The sequence below is a fragment of the Kitasatospora sp. NPDC056076 genome, from assembly GCF_042266305.1.
Classification (GTDB): Bacteria; Actinomycetota; Actinomycetes; order Streptomycetales; family Streptomycetaceae; genus Kitasatospora.
The window spans coordinates 71,663-88,491 of the sequence record NZ_JBHJWG010000031.1; the positions used below are offsets into that span (position 1 = coordinate 71,663).

Here is a 16,829-nt window from a genome sequence, read left to right on the forward strand (position 1 = left end):
ATGGCCTTCGCCCGTACCTGTTCCGTCGCGCTGGTCGGGGTCGACGGAGTGATCGTCGAGGTCCAGGCCGATCTGGAGCCCGGGGTGGCCGCGTTCACCCTGGTCGGCCTGCCCGACAAGGCACTCACCGAGGCCCGCGACCGGGTCCGCGCCGCGGTCTGCAACAGCGGGGAGGCCTGGCCGCAGCGCAAGCTGACCGTCGGGCTCAGCCCCGCCTCGGTGCCCAAGAGCGGCAGCGGCTTCGACCTCGCGGTGGCCTGCGCCGTGCTGGCCGCCGCCGAACGGCTGGACCCGTCCGCCATCGCCGACCTGCTGTTGATCGGCGAGCTGGGGCTGGACGGCCGGGTGCGGCCGGTCCGCGGGGTGCTGCCCTCGGTGCTGGCCGCGGCCGACGCCGGGTACGAACGGGTCGTGGTCGCCGAGCAGACGGCGCCCGAGGCCTCGCTCGTGCCGGGCGTGACGGTGATCGGGGTGCGCAGCCTGCGCCAGCTGGTCGCCGTCCTGACCGGGGCGGAGGCGCCGGAGGAGCCGCCGGACCTGCTCGGCGGCCGGCCGGACCCGCTGATGGCCGGGCTGATGCTGCCCAGCGCGGGCGTCCGGGGCCTGCCCGACGAGCGGACCCTGCGCCTGGACATGGCGGACGTGGCCGGTCAGTACGAGGCCCGGCGCGCCCTGGAGATCGCCGCCGCCGGAGGCCACCACCTCTACCTCAAGGGGCCGCCGGGCGCGGGCAAGACGATGCTGGCGGAGCGGCTGCCCGCGCTGCTCCCGCCGCTGACCCAGAAGGAGTCGCTCGAGGTCACGGCCGTCCACTCGGTGGCGGGCCTGCTCCCGGTCGGGCGCCCGCTGATCGACACCGCGCCCTACTGCGCCCCGCACCACTCCACCACGATGCCCGCGATCGTCGGCGGCGGCAGCGGCCTGCCGAGGCCGGGCGCGGTCTCCCTCGCCCACCGGGGCGTGCTCTTCCTGGACGAGGCGCCCGAGTTCCCCGTGCGGGTGCTCGACGCGCTGCGCCAGCCGCTGGAGTCGGGCGAGGTGGTGATCGCCCGTTCGGCCGGTTCGCTGCGGCTCCCGGCGCGGTTCCTGCTCTGCCTGGCCGCCAACCCCTGTCCGTGCGGCCGGTACTCACGGCGGGGCGAGGGCTGCGAGTGCACTCCGGTGATGGTCAGCAGGTACCAGGGGAGGCTCTCCGGGCCGCTGCTGGACCGGGTCGACCTCCAGGTCCAGGTCGCCCCGGTGACCAGGATCGAGTTGATGGAGCGGGACACCACGGCGGAGACCACCGCGACCGTCGCCGCCCGGGTGCTGGAGGCGCGGGAGCGGGCCGCCGCGCGGCTGGCGCACACCCCGTGGCGGACCAACGCGGAGGTGCCGGGCCACGAACTGCGCACCCGTTGGCAGCTCTCGGCCGGAGCGCTCAACGACGTCGCCCGCCAGCTGGAGCGCGGGCTGCTGACGGCCCGCGGCCTGGACCGGGTGCTCCGGGTCGCCTGGACGGTCGCGGACCTGGCCGGCCGCGACCGGCCGGACCAGCGGGACGTGCGCACCGCCCTGGTCCTGCGCACCGGTGTCGAGCAGGGGCTGCCGCTGCCCGAGCGCGGTCACGGCCGCCTCGGCGGCATCCCGGCCCAGCGCCGGAGCGGCCCCGACGACCGGCCCGGACCACGGTCGGAGCCCGAGGGGCTCCCGGCGAAGGACGAGGAGGCGGCATGAACCAGCTGTTGCGGCACTCCCGGGCAGCCCACGCGGACGAAGCCGGTCCGGCGGCCGCGCCCGAGGCGGAGCGCCTCGCCCGGGTGCTGCTCAACCGGCTCAGCGAACCGGGCGACGCCGTGGTCGGCCGCTGGCTCGACGGACTCCCCGCCGTGGACGTGGTGCGGGCGATCCGGGAGGGCGCCGTCCCCGACCACCCCGGGCTGGACCAGGCCCGGCTGGCCGCCTACCAGGCCCGACTCCCCGGGCTCGACCCGGTGGCCGACCTGAAACGGGTGCGGGACGTCGGTGGACGCTTCATCATTCCGGGGGACACGGAATGGCCCAGTCAACTGGACGACCTGGGCGACGGACGCCCGATCGGGCTGTGGACGACCGGTACCGGTTCACTGCGGCTGCTCGCCCTGCGCTCGGTGGCGGTGGTGGGCTCCCGGGCCTGCACGGCCTACGGCGCGCACGTCGCCGGCGAGCTCGCGGCCCAACTGGCCGAGCGCGGTTGGGTGGTGGTGTCCGGGGCCGCGTACGGGATCGACGCGGCGGCCCACCGCGGGGCACTGGCCGTCGGCGGGATGACGGTCGCGGTGCTCGCCTGCGGGGTCGACGTGGCCTACCCGAAGGGGAACGCCGAACTGATCCGGCGGATCGGCGAACAGGGCCTGCTGGTCAGCGAACTCCCGCCCGGCGAGCACCCGAACCGGTTCCGCTTCGTGCTCCGCAACCGGGTCATCGCGGCGCTGACCCGGGGCACGGTGGTGGTCGAGGCGGCCGTGCGCAGCGGCGCCCTGAGTACGGCCAGACGGGCGCGGGACCTCAACCGCCACACCATGGGCGTCGCGGGGCCCGTCACCTCCGAGCTCTCCGCCGGGGTGCACGCGCTGATCCGCAGCGGCGGCGCCACGCTGGTCACCGACGCGGCCGAGATCACCGAACTGGTCGGGGCGATCGGGGACGACCTGGCCCCGCAGCGCGGCGGACCGGTGCTGCCGCGGGACTTGCTGGAACCACCGGTGGCCCGGGTGCTGGAGGCCGTACCGGCCACGGCCGAAGGCGCTCCGGTCGAGCGACTGGCCCGGCAGTCCGGCCTCCCGCCGGACGAAGTCCTGCAACGGCTCTACGAGTTGGCCTCGCTCGGCTTCGTGGAGCGGCACGGCGCGCACTGGCGCGTGGTGCGGAGGAGGTGAGCGCCCGGGGGTACGAACACGGGTGCGCCCGCGGGAGGCGGGTCGGGACGGCCCGGCTGACCTGCTGATCCGGGTCTTCCGCTCGTCTGCCCGGATCCGATGGGTGAACGCCACCGGATCGGGGGACGACCGAGTGGCGGTAGCGCTTTGCAGTGAGTCGGTCACGCTACGCTCCACATGCCTTCCCTATCAGCACATGACTCGGCAGAACGGCGCAGACCTACGTATGCCCACACACATTCCCGGACACAGAGTGACCGGTGGCGCTCGGTCCGCGGGAGGGCCGCGGACCGAGCGGCGACCCGCGACCGAGTTCCCGTCCAAGGCGGCGGGGACGAAGGGGGGCCTGTCGCGTCAGGGCGGCCGGCCGACGGTGGTGCCGGGCCAGCCCGCGGACACGACCAGGGACGCCGACCCGGCCCAGCGTGCCGACGCCGCGTGCGGTGTCGAGACGGTCCACGGCACCGGGGCGCTCGGCGAGGCGGACGCGCCGGGGGGTGCGGCCGTACCCCGCGCCCCCCGGTTGCCTTCGAGCGCCCCGGCGCCGGACGCCACCTCCCCACCCGGGCCCCGGCCCCGCCGGGACCAGCCCGGGGCGGGGCGGGGGGCGCAGGCCAGGGACACCCGGAGCGCCCAGGAGCCCCGGAGCGCCCGGGACGCCCGGGAGCCCGGTGCCCAGGGGCGCAGCGCGCTCGAAGAGCTCTGGCGCTCCTACAAGGAGACCGGCGACCAGCGGCTGCGCGAGCAGCTGATCCTCCACTACTCACCACTCGTCAAGTACGTGGCGGGGCGGGTCGGGGTCGGCCTGCCCTCCAACGTCGAACAGGCCGACTTCGTCTCCTCCGGGGTCTTCGGGCTGATCGACGCGATCGAGAAGTTCGACATCGACCGCGCCATCAAGTTCGAGACCTACGCGATCAGCCGCATCCGCGGCGCGATCATCGACGAGCTGCGTGCCCTGGACTGGATCCCCCGCTCGGTGCGGCAGAAGGCGAAGGCCGTCGAGCGGACGTACGCGACGCTGGAGGCCCGGCTGCGCCGGACGCCGCACGAGCCCGAGGTCGCGGCCGAGATGGGCATCGCGATCGAGGACCTGCACGCGATCTTCAGCCAGCTGTCGCTCGCCAACGTGGTGGCCCTGGACGAACTGCTGCACCCGGTGGGGGAGGGCGGCGACCGGCTCAGCCTGGTGGACACCCTGGAGGACCACGGCGCCGACGACCCGGTCGAGGTGGCCGAGGACCGCGAGCTGCGCAGGCTGCTGGCCCAGGCGGTCAACACCCTCCCCGAGCGGGAGAAGACCGTGGTCACGCTCTACTACTACGAGGGCCTCACCCTCGCCGAGATCGGCCAGGTGCTGGGGGTGACGGAGAGCCGGGTGAGCCAGATCCACACCAAGTCCGTCCTCCAGTTGCGGGCCAAGCTCTCGGACGTCCGGTAGCGGGCGCCGGAGCCGCCCGCCGGGCCGGCTCCTCCTTCGAATGCGCGGCGCCGTTCCGGCCGCGCGCGCGGCTCCGTACAGTGGGTCCGTGCCGAAGATCCGAGCGGCCACGGTGGCCGAGCATCGCCAGCTGCAGCGGGCAGCCCTCCTGGACGCTGCCCGCGCCCTGCTCACCGAGGGCGGCATGGAGGCCCTGACCTTCCCCTTGCTCGCCGCCCGTACCGGGCTGGCGCGTTCCTCCGTCTACGAGTACTTCCGCTCCCGTGCCGCCGTGGTCGAGGCACTGTGCGAGGTGGACTTCCCGCTCTGGGCGGCCGAGATCGAGGCCGGGATGGCGAGCTGCGAGACCGCCGCCGAGCGGATCGAGGCGTACGTCCGGGGCCAGCTGGCGCTGGCCGGGGACCCCAGGCACCGGGCGGTCACGGCCATCTCGGCGCTGGAGCTGGACGAGGCCGCGCGCGAGCGCATCCGGGCGGCGCACGGCGGGCTCGTCGGCCTGGTCGTCCGGGCGCTGGAGGAACTCGGCCACGACCAGCCCCGACTCGCCGCGGCACTGCTGCAGGGGATCGTGGAGGCGGCCGTCCGCCGGACCGAGCAGTTCGCCGGCGGGGACCGTACGGGCTGCCCGGTGGAGTCCCCGGAGGCGGTCGCGGACGCGGCGGTGGCCCTGGCGTTGCACGGCCTCGACCGGACCTGACCCGCCCCGCCCGTTCCTCGTTCCGTCCCGCCGCGAGCCCCTGCCCCGCCGCGCGCCCCTGCCCCGTCCGTTCCGCCCTGCCGCGCCGCCGTTCCGCGCGTTCACGTTCCGCCCAGCGGCAGCAGACGGGCCCGTCCCGTGCCCAGCAGGGCCAGTGGATCGAGGTAGCGGCCCCCGCGCAGCAGCCCCCAGTGCAGGCAGTCCCGTGCGCCGCAGTGCCGTCCGTCGGGGGCGAGCCGTCCGACGACCTGCCCGGCGGCCACCCCGGTGCCGACCGGGACGGTGCCGGTGACGGGGAGGTAGGTGGTCCGCAGCGGGGGAGTCCCGGAGCCCGGATGGACGACGGTCACCACCGGCCGTCCCGCCACCAGCCCGGAGAACGCGACCACCCCGGCGGCCGCCGACCGCACCTCCGCCCCGGGCGCGGCGGCGAGGTCCACGCCCCGGTGCCCGGCCGCCCACGGCTTGGCCGGCGGCTCGAAGCGCCCCAGCACCCCGCCGGGCCCGCCCACCGGCCAGGCCCGCGCCGGCCCCCGGCCGGTGGAGCCCCCGCCCGTGCCGCCTGAACCCGTGCCACCTGCACCCGCGCCGCCCTCACCCGCCGCAGCGGCCCGCGCGACCCCCGCACCCGCCATCAGGGCGAGCACCACCCCCAGTGCGATCCCCCGCACCACCCGTGTGACCACCGCACCGGCCACCCCGCCCACCCCCACCGGTCGGCCACGCGCCCACCCGGCCATCCAGCCGGCCATCCACCCGATCGCCTCCGCGACCGCCCCTCGAACCCCGCTGCGCCCAGTCATGCCCCGAGGCTGGCCGGGCCCCGCTGCCCAGACCACCCCCTTCCGGATTCCTGTGGACAAACCGCCCCCACCGCCGGTCGCCGTCCCCCCGACGGGTGTACGGGTGCCGCCGTCCGGTGGACAAACGGCATACGAGGACCGGTCGGTGGGCAGGGAGCCGACCAGCCGGCGCCCGTTCGCCGGTCGCCGCGGCCCCGTCCGCCGCGGCCGTTTCCCGGGCTTCCCCCAGGCCATCCGCCGCTCGGGCGCGGTCCGCCCGCGGGCCCCCGGGCGCCCGAGAAGTCGCTCGCCGCTCGGCGCTTCCCGTACACTTCACACGCGACCCGGTCCACCGGGTCGACTTCGCACGCCCCGCCACCGGTGGTCGGACACGGTTCTTCCGCGGCCTCCGCCAGGTGCGAGTGCCGCTCGGTCCGCCGAGCCCGACCGGTCCCCGGACCGAGCGGGTGGAAGCGGCTCGGCACGATCGGGGCGTCAGGCGTGGCTGTCACCTGGCCGCCACGGACAACCGAGACTGACCCGGCCGTAGGCATTTCGCCCGAGGGGAACCCCCCGAGGGCGGCCACAGTCGGGCCGTAACACCTGAGGAGCACGGCAATGGCCGTCGTCACGATGCGGGAGCTGCTGGAGAGCGGCGTCCACTTCGGTCACCAGACCCGCCGCTGGAACCCGAAGATGAAGCGCTTCATCATCACCGAGCGCAACGGCATCTACATCATCGACCTGCTGCAGTCGCTGAACTACATCGACCGCGCCTTCGAGTTCATCAAGGAGACCGTTGCCCACGGCGGCAGCGTCCTCTTCGTCGGCACGAAGAAGCAGGCCCAGGAGGCCATCGCCGAGCAGGCCACCCGCGTGGGCATGCCCTACGTGAACCAGCGCTGGCTCGGCGGCATGCTGACCAACTTCTCGACCGTCTACAAGCGCCTGCAGCGCCTCAAGGAGCTCGGCGAGCTGGACTTCTCGGACGTGGCCGGTTCCGGCCTCACCAAGAAGGAGCTCCTGGTCCTCCAGCGCGAGCACGACAAGCTGGAGAAGACCCTCGGCGGTATCCGCGACATGCAGCGCGTTCCCAGCGCTGTCTGGATCGTGGACACCAAGAAGGAGCACATCGCGGTCGGCGAGGCCCGGAAGCTCAACATCCCGGTCGTCGCCATCCTCGACACCAACTGTGACCCGGACGAGGTCGACTACAAGATCCCGGGCAACGACGACGCGATCCGCTCCGTCACCCTGCTGACCCGCGTGATCGCCGACGCCGTCGCCGAGGGCCTGAAGTCCCGCGCCGGTGTCGCCAAGGGCGACACCAAGGCCGAGCCGGGCGCCGACCAGCCGCTGGCCGACTGGGAGAAGGACCTCATCGAGGGCGAGAAGAAGGCCGAGGAGGCCCCCGCCGCCGCCGAGGCTCCGGCCGCTGAGGCCCCCGCCGCCGAGGCTCCGGTTGCCGAGACCCCGGCCGTCGAGGCCCCGGTCGCCGAGGCTCCGGCCACCGACGCGCCGGCCGAGCAGGCCTGACGTACCACGGGTGAGGGGCACTCGCCGGTACGACACCGGCGGGTGCCCCTCTCTCCCGCGCCGGGACCGAACCATCGGTCCCGGCGCCACTCCACGCAGACACGCGAGACGCGAGAAGAGATTCACACCATGGCGAACTTCACCGCCGCGGACGTCAAGAAGCTCCGTGAGCTCACCGGCGCCGGCATGATGGACTGCAAGAAGGCCCTGGACGAGGCCGAGGGCAACGTCGAGAAGGCCGTCGAGCTCCTGCGCATCAAGGGCCAGAAGGGCGTTGCGAAGCGCGAGGGCCGTGACGCCTCCAACGGCGCCGTCGCCGCGCTGATCGCCGAGGACAAGAAGTCCGGCGTCCTGGTCGAGCTGAACTGCGAGACCGACTTCGTCGCCAAGGGTGACAACTTCGTCCAGGTCGCCGACGCGATCGCCGCCCACCTCGCCAAGAGCGCCCCGGCCGACCTGGACGCCGCCCTGGCGTCCGAGATCGAGGCCGGCAAGACCGTCCAGCAGTTCGTGGACGAGGCCAACGCGACCCTGGGCGAGAAGATCGTCCTCCGTCGCTTCGCCCAGTTCGACGGTGACGGCTTCGTCGCGGTCTACCTCCACAAGACCAGCCCCGACCTGCCGCCGGCCGTCGGCGTCCTGGTCGAGCTGGACAAGGAGAACGCCGAGGTCGCCAAGGACGTCGCGCAGCACATCGCCGCCTTCGCGCCGAAGTACCTGTCCCGCGAGGAGATCCCGGCCGAGGCCCTCGAGAACGAGCGCCGCGTCGCCGAGGCCACCGCCCGCGAGGAGGGCAAGCCCGAGGCCGCCCTGCCGAAGATCGTCGAGGGTCGCGTCACCGGCTTCGTGAAGGAGAACTCCGTCCTGGAGCAGGCCTTCGCCAAGGACAACAAGAAGACCGTCGCCAAGGTCCTCGAGGAGGCCGGCGTCTCCCTCAAGCGCTTCGCCCGCTTCCGCGTCGGCGCCTGAGCCACGTTCCACCCGGTCCCCGGCCCCTCTAGGCTGGGAGCCGCCCCCGCCCACTGACCGGGGCGGGCGGATCGCCGAACGGGCTCACCCGGCGCCAGCCGTCCATGGGTGGGCCGTGTCGGCACCATGAACGACGAGGAGGCCATTGCCGTGCAGGACACCGAACCGGTTCCCGCGGCAGTGGCCTCCTCTCGTGTACGCGCAGGCCGGGCATCCGCACGCCCAGGCCTGTGAGCCAGCAGGTGCACTAAAGGAGAAGTCCATGCAGGAGACGCAGGAGACCGCGCAGGACCCCAAGGCGGGCTCGCGCCGCCGGGTGCTGCTCAAGCTGTCCGGTGAAGCCTTCGCCGGTGGTGGCGGGCTCGGCGTCGACCCGGACGTCGTGCACGCGATCGCCCGTGAGATCGCCACGGTCGTGCGCGCCGGCACCGAGGTCGCGGTGGTCATCGGCGGCGGCAACTTCTTCCGGGGTGCCGAGCTGCAGGTCCGCGGCATGGACCGGGCCCGCTCCGACTACATGGGCATGCTGGGCACCGTCATGAACTGCCTGGCGCTGCAGGACTTCCTGGTCAAGGAGGGCATCGAGACCCGGGTCCAGACCGCCATCACCATGGGCCAGGTCGCCGAGCCGTACCTGCCGCTGCGAGCCGTCCGGCACCTGGAGAAGGGCCGTGTGGTGATCTTCGGTGCCGGTATGGGCATGCCGTACTTCTCCACCGACACCACGGCCGTCCAGCGCGCGCTGGAGATCCACGCCGACGTCCTGCTGATGGGCAAGAACGGCGTGGACGGCGTCTACGACTCCGACCCCCGGACCAACCCGGACGCGGTCAAGTTCGACGCACTGGAGTACTCCGAGGTCATCGCGCGCGACCTCAAGGTCGCGGACCTCACCGCGATCACCCTGTGCAAGGACAACAACCTCCCGATGCTGGTCTTCGAACTGCTGGCGGAGGGCAATATCGCGCGTGCGGTGAAGAGTGAGAAGATCGGCACACTCATCAGCCAGGATTCTGTCCGGGCCTGAGCAGCAACCCGCCGTACGGGACGGCGTCCGCCGCGACCGGCCCCGATGCCGACACCGGTCGGGACAACAGCAGATGAACCGGACAGGGAGTTCACAGTGATCGAAGAGACCCTCCTCGAGGCCGAGGAAAAGATGGAGAAGGCCGTCGCCGTCTCCAAGGACGACCTCGCGGCCATCCGTACCGGCCGTGCGCACCCGGCGATGTTCGCCAAGATCGTCGCCGAGTACTACGGCGCCATCACGCCGATCAACCAGCTGGCCTCGTTCTCGGTGCCGGAGCCGCGCATGGCGGTCGTCTCGCCGTTCGACAAGACCGCGCTGAAGGCCATCGAGCAGGCGATCCGCGACTCCGACCTGGGCGTCAACCCCTCGAACGACGGTTCCATCATCCGAGTGGTGCTGCCGGAGCTGACCGAGGAGCGCCGCCGGGAGTTCATCAAGATCGCCCGGACCAAGGGCGAGGACGCCAAGGTCTCGATCCGCGCCGTCCGCCGCAAGGCCAAGGACGCCATCGACAAGCTGGTCAAGGACGGCGAGGTCGGCGAGGACGACGGCCGCCGCGCCGAGAAGGAGCTCGACGACACCACGGCCAAGTACGTGGCCCAGGTCGACGAGCTGCTCAAGCACAAGGAAGCCGAGCTGCTCGAGGTCTGATGAACGACGCCCCTGACGCCCCTGGCTACTGGGGCCCGTCCGACCAGCAGTTCCAGCCCTACCGCCCGGCGCCGCAGCCGCAGGCACCCCGGCCGCCGGCCAGTCCGGCGCCGGGGCACCCCGGCCACCCGGAGCCCCGGACCGCCCACCAGGGCGGGCCGGGTGCCGTCCCGGGGGGCCAGGACCTCCGTTCGGATCACTCGCAGCAGCCTCCGGTGTACTGGGGCGGCGACGCGGAGGAGACTCAGGTCATGCCTCCCGTACCGGCCGATCCCGGCCCGCACCCCGGTGCGCCCGACCACGGGCCGGCGAACGGTGCCGCGAGCGGACCCTCCGACGGCTCCTCGAACGGTGCCGGGGACGGCTCCTCGAACGGCGCTGCGAGCGGGCCCTCGAACGGCGCCGCGAACGGCCGGGCCGAGCAGCCCGGGACGCCGCCGGGCGTGACGGAGACGGTCGTGCTGCGCGCGATAACCGGCGACGCCACCCCCGCCCCCGGCCACGGCGCCCCGCCGTACCCGGGGGCTCCGGTGCATCCCGCGCCGCCGCAGCGCCACTGGGCGGCCGGGCAGCCCCCCTTCGTGCCGTCGTCCCATCCAGGGCAGGAGACACCCGTGGCCGCCCAGCCCGCCCCGCAGCCGGAGCCGCGCAAGCAGCGCGGCGGCCGTAACCTCCAGGCCGCCATAGGCGTGGGCGTCGGCCTCGGCGTGGTGATCATCGCCTCGCTGTTCGTGGTGAAGGCGCTGTTCCTGTTCGTCGTGATGGCCGCGGCCTCGGTCGGCGTCTGGGAGCTGACCAGTCGGCTGTCCGAGCGCAAGCAGATCAAGGCGCCGCTGATCCCGTTGGTCGTGGGCGGCATCGCCATGATCGCCACCGGCTACTGGGCCGGCGTCGAGTGGGCCGCGGCCTCGCTCGCGCTGACCGGGCTGGCGGTGATGGTCTGGCGGATGGCCGAGCCGCCGGAGAACTACCTGCGGGACATAACGGCCGGGGTGTTCACCGCCTTCTACGTGCCGTTCCTGGCGACCTTCGTGGCGATGATGCTGGCGGCCGACGACGGCCCCCAGCGGATCGTGCTCTTCCTGATCGTCACGATCTGCAGCGACACCGGCGCCTACGCGGTGGGCTACAAGTTCGGCCGCACCAAGCTGGCCCCGACGATCAGCCCCGGCAAGACCCGCGAGGGCCTGGCCGGCGGCATCGGCCTGTCGATGCTGGCGGGCGCCGTGCTGATGCAGCTGATCATCGACGGCGGCAGCTGGTGGCAGGGCCTGATCCTGGGCGGCTGCGCCGCGGTCACCGCGACCCTGGGCGACCTGGGCGAGTCGATGATCAAGCGCGACCTCGGGATCAAGGACATGGGCACCCTGCTGCCCGGCCACGGCGGCATCATGGACCGGCTGGACTCGCTGCTGCCGACCGCCCCGGTGGTCTGGCTGCTGCTGGCGGCCTTCGTCGGGAGCTGACCCGCCCACCGACCGTTCCGCGACGGGGCCCCGGACGCCAGGCGTCCGGGGCCCCCGCGCGTCTGCGACACTGGAACAACCATGCCTAAGCCCGGAGAACTCACCTTTGTCGCGCCGCGCGGCGCCAAGCCCCCGCGACACCTCGCCGACCTGAGCCCCGCCGAGCGCAAGGAGGCCGTCGCCGAGCTGGGCGAGCAGGCGTTCCGCGCCAAGCAGCTCTCGAACCACTACTTCGGCCGGATGTCGAACGACCCGGCGAGCTGGACGGACATCCCCGCCGCCAGCCGGGAGAAGCTGACCGAGGGCCTGCTGCCCGAGCTGATGTCGGTGGTGCGGCACGTCTCCTGCGACGACGACACCACCCGCAAGACGCTCTGGAAGCTGTTCGACGGCACGCTCGTCGAATCGGTGCTGATGCGCTACCCGGACCGGGTCACCATGTGCATCAGCTCGCAGGCCGGCTGCGGCATGAACTGCCCGTTCTGCGCCACCGGCCAGGCGGGGCTGACCCGCAACCTGTCGACCGGCGAGATCGTCGAGCAGATCGCCGCCGGGATGCGCGCGCTCAAGGCCGGCGAGATCCCCGGTGGCGAGGCGCGGCTGTCGAACGTGGTCTTCATGGGCATGGGCGAGCCGCTGGCCAACTACAACCGGGTGCTGGCCTCGATCCGCCGGCTGACCGACCCGGCCCCGGACGGCTTCGGCCTGTCCCAGCGCGGCATCACGGTCTCCACGGTCGGCCTCGTGCCGGCCATGAACCGGCTGGCGGACGAGGGCCTCAGCTGCCGCCTGGCGCTGTCGCTGCACGCGCCGGACGACGAGCTGCGCGACGAGCTGGTCCCGGTGAACACCCGGTGGAAGGTCGCCGAGGTGCTGGACGCGGCGTGGAACTACGCGGAGAAGTCCGGCCGCCGGATCTCCATCGAGTACGCGCTGATCAAGGACATCAACGACCAGGCCTGGCGCGCCGACCTGCTCGGCCGGCTGATCAAGAACCACCGGGTGCACGTCAACCTGATCCCGCTGAACCCGACCCCGGGCTCCAAGTGGACCGCCTCCCGGCCGGAGGACGAGCGTGAGTTCGTCCGTCGGCTCCAGTCGCACGGCGTGCCGACGACCGTCCGCGACACCCGCGGCCAGGAGATCGACGGCGCCTGCGGCCAGCTCGCCGCGGCGGGCTGAGGAGCCGGGTAGGAGCCTGCCGGGGGCCAGGGCGTGTCTTGTGGGGTCAGATCGGTGTGCCCGGCCTGATCCACGAGGCACGCCCTATCGCAGTCCGGCGGCCGCCAGCGCGGCGGTCGCCCCGCCGGTCAGCAGCAGCGTGGTGCCCACCGCGAGGGTGCGCAGGGCGACCGCGCCGAACAGCAGCCGGGGCGAGGCACCGAGGCGCAGCAGCGACTCGGTGATCTCCCGGCGGTCGGTGCGGACCTCGGCGAGCCGGGCGATCACCGCGGCGACCGTGCAGCCGAGCACCAGGCAGGCCTCGACGGCGGGCAGCGCGTCGGCGCTGTCGGGGGTGCCGATCCAGTAGCGGACGGTGGTCAGCACCAGGGCGACGACCAGGGTGAGCACGGCCAGCGGCGGGCCGAGCCGACGGGCCTGGGCGGTGAGGCCGCGTCCGGCGAGCAGCCGCAGCGGGGTGGGCCGGCCGAGGGCGAGCAGCCGTCCGGTCCAGGCGAGCAGCGGGCCGGTGAGCAGGGCGAGGCCGAGCGCGCCGCCGGCCCAGCCGCCGAGGGCGGCGGTGCTGGTGGTGCCCAGTCCGGCGGGCAGGTGGATCGGACGGCCGTCGGCGGGGGCGCCGGGCCGCAGGGCGATGAGTTCGAGCGCGGCACCGATCACCACGAGTCCGACCGGTACGGCGATCCGCAGCGGGCCGAAGCCGGTGCGGCCGCGGGCGCGGCCGCCGGGCAGGGTTTCGGCGACGGGCACCGAGAAGCCGGCGGCGAGGCCTGCGGTGAGCGGGACGAGCGCGAGCAGGGTGACCGGTGCGGCCGCGGGCAGCGGCACCCCCATGCCGAGGTCGGGGGCGAGCGAGGGGCCGGCGATGTCGTTGCGCAGCACCAGGAAGAGCAGCAGGGTGAGCACGCTGCCGAGGGTGCATGCGAGGGCGACCTCACCGGCGATCAGGGTGCGGATCCGGCGGGAGCCGGCTCCGGCGGCGGTGAGGCCGGCGATCCGCTCGGGCCGTCGGGCGGGCACCGAGCGGGCGGCGACGGCCGCGAACCAGGCGACGGCGGCGAGCGGCGGCAGGCACCAGAGCAGTCGTGCCAGCGCGTCGGCGCCGCCGAGCGGGTCGCTCAGCGCGCGGCCGAGGGAGCGCAGCAGGAAGGCGGCGACGGCGGCGGCCGCCAGTGTGGTGAGCAGCCAGCGGCCGAGGTCGGTCACCCGGTAGCCCCGGGCCAGACGGAGGTAGAACACGTCGACTCTTTCAGCGGCTCGGCTCTGTCAGCGACTGGAGGCGGTCAGCGGCGGGTGGCCGTGACGGCGGAGGCACCGGTCGCGGCCGGGGCGGCGGCGCCGCGGGGGACGGGGGCGGCGGGGGCGGTGAGCCGTCCGTCGACGAGGGCGACGGAGCGGTCCGCGAACCGGACGAGCTCGGGGTCGTGGGTGGCCAGGACGAGGGTGAGCTGGTGCGAGCGGGCCGCGCTGGTCAGTATCCGCAGGACCTGGTCGGCGGCCTCGCGGTGCAGCGGGGCGGTGGGGTCGTCGGCGAAGACGACGGGCGGCAGCGGGGCGAGGGCGCGGGCCACGGCGACCCGCTGGCGCTGGCTCTGGACCAGCCGGTCGGGGCGCCGGCGGCCGATGTCGCCGACGTCGAGGCGCTCCAGCCACTCGTCGGCGGCGGTGTAGGCGGCCTTGTTGCCGGCGCCGGCGAGCAGCAGCGGCAGGGCGACGTTCTCGCGGGCGCTGAGCTCGGGCACCAGGTGGGGTTCGGAGCCGACGAAGCCGAAGCGGTCGCGGCGCAGCCGTTCGCGTCCGGCGCGGCCGAGGGTGTGGACGGGGGAGCTGTTGAACCAGACCTCGCCCTCGTCGACCGGGAGCTGGGCGGAGAGGCAGCCGAGCAGGGTGCTCTTGCCGCAGCCGCGCGGGCCGGTGACGGCGAGCACCTCGCCCTCGCGGACGCCGATGGAGATGCCGCGCAGGGCGGGGGTGCCGTCGTGGGACTTGACGATCCCTCGGGCCCACAGCACGTCGTTGTCAGGCGGTGCCGCTGACATGAGGTTCCATCCTGGGTGGCCGCAGGGATATGACAGTCGTCAGATTAGAACGACCGGGGCCGGTCGCGGTTGCGGCGCTCTGGTCCATCACGGGCAAATCACCCGCATTCAGGCATGTTTGGTCGTACGACTGTGATGTTGCGTGGCGTTGTGTGAACGCCGAAGGGCGGCCCCGCGGGTGCGGGACCGCCCTTCGGCGGAGGGTGGGGAAGAGGGCTCAGGGGATCAGAGCTTCGCCCACGCGTCGGTGAGGCTGGTCCGCAGGATCTGCTCGATCTCGTCGAAGGTCGACTGGTCGGAGATCAGCGGCGGGGCCAGCTGGATGACCGGGTCGCCACGGTCGTCGGCGCGGCAGTACAGGCCGTTGTCGAAGAGGGCCTTCGACAGGAAGCCGTAGAGCACGCGCTCGACCTCGTCGTCGTTGAACGACTCCTTGGTGACCTTGTCCTTCACGAGCTCGATGCCGTAGAAGTACCCGTTGCCGCGGACGTCGCCGACGATCGGCAGGTCGCGCAGCTTGTTCAGGGTGCCCAGGAAGGCGGCCTCGTTGTCGAGGACCTTCTGGTTCAGGCCCTCGCGCTCGAAGATGTCGAGGTTGGCGAGCGCCACGGCCGAGGAGACCGGGTGGCCGGCGAAGGTGTAGCCGTGCAGGAAGGTGTTGTCACCCTTGTAGAACGGCTCGGCGATGCGGTCCGAGATGATCGTGGCGCCGATCGGGGAGTAGCCCGAGGTCATGCCCTTGGCGCAGGTGATCATGTCCGGCACGTAGCCGAACTTGTCGGCGCCGAACATGGTGCCGAGGCGGCCGAAGGCGCAGATGACCTCGTCCGAGACCAGCAGCACGTCGTGGCGGTCGCAGATCTCGCGCAGGCGCTGGAAGTACCCGGGCGGCGGCGGGAAGCAGCCACCGGCGTTCTGCACCGGCTCGACGAAGACGGCGGCGACGGTGTCGGCGCCCTCGTTGAGGATGGCGACCTCGATCTCGTCGGCGCACCAGCGGCCGTACGCCTCGGGGTCGACGGTGCCGTCCGGGCCTTCGAGGAAGGCCGGGGCGCGGTAGATGTTGGTGTTCGGCGCCTTGTGGGTACCCGGCACCAGCGGCTCGAACGGGGCCTTGAGGCCCGGCAGACCGGTGATGGACAGGGCGCCCTGCGGGGTGCCGTGGTAGGCGACGGCACGCGAGATGACCTTGTACTTGGTCGGCTTGCCGATCAGCTTGAAGTACTGCTTGGCGAGCTTCCAGGCGGTCTCGACGGCCTCGCCGCCACCGGTGGAGAAGAAGACCTTGTTGAGGTCGCCCGGGGCGTAGTTGGCCAGGCGCTCGGCCAGCTCGACGGCCTTGGGGTGCGCGTAGCTCCAGATCGGGAAGAACGCGAGTTCCTTGGCCTGCTTGGCGGCGACCTCGGCGAGCTCGGTGCGGCCGTGACCGGCCTGCACGACGAACAGGCCGGCCAGGCCGTCGATGTACTTCCGGCCCTTGTCGTCCCAGATGTACGTGCCCTCGCCCTTGACGATGGTCGGTACGGGGGAGTTCTCGTACGACGACATGCGGGTGAAGTGCATCCACAGGTGGTCGTAGGCGGTCTTGGAAAGGTCCTTCTGGGCCGGGTCGGCTGTCATCGGGTGCCCCAGGTGTAGGTCTGTTTCCGGAGTTTCAGGTAAACGAAGCTCTCGGTGCTCCGCACGCCGGGAAGCGCGCGGATGCGCTTGTTGATCATTTCGAGCAGGTGCTCGTCGTCCTCGCAGACCAGCTCGGCCAGGAGGTCGAACGAGCCTGCGGTGCAGACGACGTAGTCGACCTCGTCGAGGGCGGCCAGCGCGTCGGCGACGGGCTCGATGTCGCCCTCGACCCGGATTCCGACCATCGCCTGGCGGGTGAAGCCGACGGTGAGCGGGTCCGTGACGGCGACGATCTGCATCACGCCTTGGTCGAGCAGCTTCTGGACGCGCTGCCGTACGGCTGCCTCGGACAGGCCGACGGCCTTGCCGATGGCGGCGTACGGGCGGCGCCCGTCCTCCTGGAGCTGCTCGATGATCGCCTTGGAGGCGGCGTCGAGGGGAACACTCGCGTTCCGGTCGCGGTTGGCCACGCGGCCACTGTGCCTGATCGTTCCCCTGTTCGCAAGCGTGGAAACTGCTGAT

The 16,829-nt window shown here is 73.0% G+C and carries 15 protein-coding genes; 10 read left to right on the top strand and 5 right to left on the bottom strand.

All coding sequences use genetic code 11. From position 1 onward, the window contains the following. From ACFC1T_RS24515 to ACFC1T_RS24530, 4 genes are all read left to right on the top strand, one after another. Positions 1–1,716: a YifB family Mg chelatase-like AAA ATPase gene (locus ACFC1T_RS24515; RefSeq protein ID WP_375891790.1), complete on the top strand. Its 1,716-nt coding sequence runs from the start codon at positions 1–3 to the stop codon at positions 1,714–1,716. Further along, a complete protein-coding gene (dprA, locus tag ACFC1T_RS24520; RefSeq protein WP_375891792.1) occupies positions 1,713–2,897 on the top strand; it encodes a DNA-processing protein DprA in 1,185 nt (394 codons plus the stop codon). The genes ACFC1T_RS24515 and dprA overlap by 4 nt, the downstream gene beginning before the upstream one ends. Before the next feature lie 523 nt (positions 2,898–3,420). Further along, entirely contained in the window at positions 3,421–4,338 is a 918-nt protein-coding gene (whiG, locus tag ACFC1T_RS24525) for an RNA polymerase sigma factor WhiG (RefSeq protein WP_375891828.1), read from the top strand. Between the two features lie 112 nt (positions 4,339–4,450). Next, positions 4,451–5,035, top strand: coding sequence for a TetR/AcrR family transcriptional regulator (locus tag ACFC1T_RS24530; RefSeq protein WP_375891830.1), 585 nt, complete (start codon positions 4,451–4,453; stop codon positions 5,033–5,035). A 101-nt stretch (positions 5,036–5,136) separates the two neighbouring features. Here the strand turns inward: ACFC1T_RS24530 and ACFC1T_RS24535 are convergent, their stop codons facing one another. Further along, entirely contained in the window at positions 5,137–5,838 is a 702-nt protein-coding gene (locus ACFC1T_RS24535) for a peptidoglycan DD-metalloendopeptidase family protein (RefSeq protein WP_375891794.1), read from the bottom strand. Positions 5,839–6,435: 597 nt separating this feature from the next. Between ACFC1T_RS24535 and rpsB the strand changes: the two genes are divergently transcribed. From rpsB to rlmN, 6 genes are all read left to right on the top strand, one after another. Continuing rightward, a complete protein-coding gene (rpsB, locus tag ACFC1T_RS24540) occupies positions 6,436–7,353 on the top strand; it encodes a 30S ribosomal protein S2 (protein ID WP_375891795.1) in 918 nt (305 codons plus the stop codon). Between the two features lie 129 nt (positions 7,354–7,482). Beyond that, positions 7,483–8,322 carry a translation elongation factor Ts gene (tsf, locus tag ACFC1T_RS24545; RefSeq protein WP_375891797.1) on the top strand — a complete coding sequence of 280 codons (840 nt, stop codon included), beginning with the start codon at positions 7,483–7,485 and terminating at the stop codon, positions 8,320–8,322. Positions 8,323–8,584: 262 nt separating this feature from the next. Beyond that, positions 8,585–9,349 carry a UMP kinase gene (gene pyrH / locus ACFC1T_RS24550; RefSeq protein WP_030056790.1) on the top strand — a complete coding sequence of 255 codons (765 nt, stop codon included), beginning with the start codon at positions 8,585–8,587 and terminating at the stop codon, positions 9,347–9,349. A 96-nt stretch (positions 9,350–9,445) separates the two neighbouring features. Next, entirely contained in the window at positions 9,446–10,003 is a 558-nt protein-coding gene (gene frr, locus ACFC1T_RS24555) for a ribosome recycling factor (RefSeq protein WP_360233219.1), read from the top strand. Between the two features lie 251 nt (positions 10,004–10,254). Continuing rightward, a complete protein-coding gene (locus tag ACFC1T_RS24560; RefSeq protein WP_375891798.1) occupies positions 10,255–11,469 on the top strand; it encodes a phosphatidate cytidylyltransferase in 1,215 nt (404 codons plus the stop codon). Between the two features lie 81 nt (positions 11,470–11,550). Further along, the gene (gene rlmN / locus ACFC1T_RS24565) at positions 11,551–12,651 is read left to right on the top strand and encodes a 23S rRNA (adenine(2503)-C(2))-methyltransferase RlmN (RefSeq protein ID WP_375891799.1); all 1,101 of its coding nucleotides are present in this window, start codon (positions 11,551–11,553) and stop codon (positions 12,649–12,651) included. Positions 12,652–12,735: 84 nt separating this feature from the next. Here the strand turns inward: rlmN and ACFC1T_RS24570 are convergent, their stop codons facing one another. The 4 genes from ACFC1T_RS24570 to ACFC1T_RS24585 form a co-directional block, all read right to left on the bottom strand. Beyond that, entirely contained in the window at positions 12,736–13,887 is a 1,152-nt protein-coding gene (locus ACFC1T_RS24570) for a hypothetical protein (protein WP_375891801.1), read from the bottom strand. A gap of 44 nt (positions 13,888–13,931) precedes the next feature. Beyond that, entirely contained in the window at positions 13,932–14,687 is a 756-nt protein-coding gene (locus tag ACFC1T_RS24575) for an ABC transporter ATP-binding protein (protein ID WP_375891803.1), read from the bottom strand. 225 nt (positions 14,688–14,912) lie between these two features. Next, on the bottom strand, positions 14,913–16,307 hold the full coding sequence (locus tag ACFC1T_RS24580) for an aspartate aminotransferase family protein (RefSeq protein WP_363555973.1): 1,395 nt from the start codon (positions 16,305–16,307) through the stop codon (positions 14,913–14,915). Beyond that, positions 16,304–16,777, bottom strand: a complete 474-nt coding sequence (locus ACFC1T_RS24585) for an Lrp/AsnC family transcriptional regulator (RefSeq protein WP_030306695.1) — start codon at positions 16,775–16,777, stop codon at positions 16,304–16,306. Before ACFC1T_RS24585 ends, ACFC1T_RS24580 begins: the two co-directional genes overlap by 4 nt. Between the last annotated feature and the right edge of the window lie 52 nt (positions 16,778–16,829).

Coding starts and splice junctions, on each gene's coding strand:
- ACFC1T_RS24535 (WP_375891794.1), bottom strand. CDS start 5,838: ATGACTGGGCGCAGCGGGGTTCGAGGGGCGGTCGCGGAGGCGATCGGG.
- ACFC1T_RS24580 (WP_363555973.1), bottom strand. CDS start 16,307: ATGACAGCCGACCCGGCCCAGAAGGACCTTTCCAAGACCGCCTACGAC.
- ACFC1T_RS24560 (WP_375891798.1), top strand. CDS start 10,255: ATGCCTCCCGTACCGGCCGATCCCGGCCCGCACCCCGGTGCGCCCGAC.
- rpsB (WP_375891795.1), top strand. CDS start 6,436: ATGGCCGTCGTCACGATGCGGGAGCTGCTGGAGAGCGGCGTCCACTTC.
- tsf (WP_375891797.1), top strand. CDS start 7,483: ATGGCGAACTTCACCGCCGCGGACGTCAAGAAGCTCCGTGAGCTCACC.
- rlmN (WP_375891799.1), top strand. CDS start 11,551: ATGCCTAAGCCCGGAGAACTCACCTTTGTCGCGCCGCGCGGCGCCAAG.
- dprA (WP_375891792.1), top strand. CDS start 1,713: ATGAACCAGCTGTTGCGGCACTCCCGGGCAGCCCACGCGGACGAAGCC.
- pyrH (WP_030056790.1), top strand. CDS start 8,585: ATGCAGGAGACGCAGGAGACCGCGCAGGACCCCAAGGCGGGCTCGCGC.
- ACFC1T_RS24515 (WP_375891790.1), top strand. CDS start 1: ATGGCCTTCGCCCGTACCTGTTCCGTCGCGCTGGTCGGGGTCGACGGA.
- ACFC1T_RS24575 (WP_375891803.1), bottom strand. CDS start 14,687: ATGTCAGCGGCACCGCCTGACAACGACGTGCTGTGGGCCCGAGGGATC.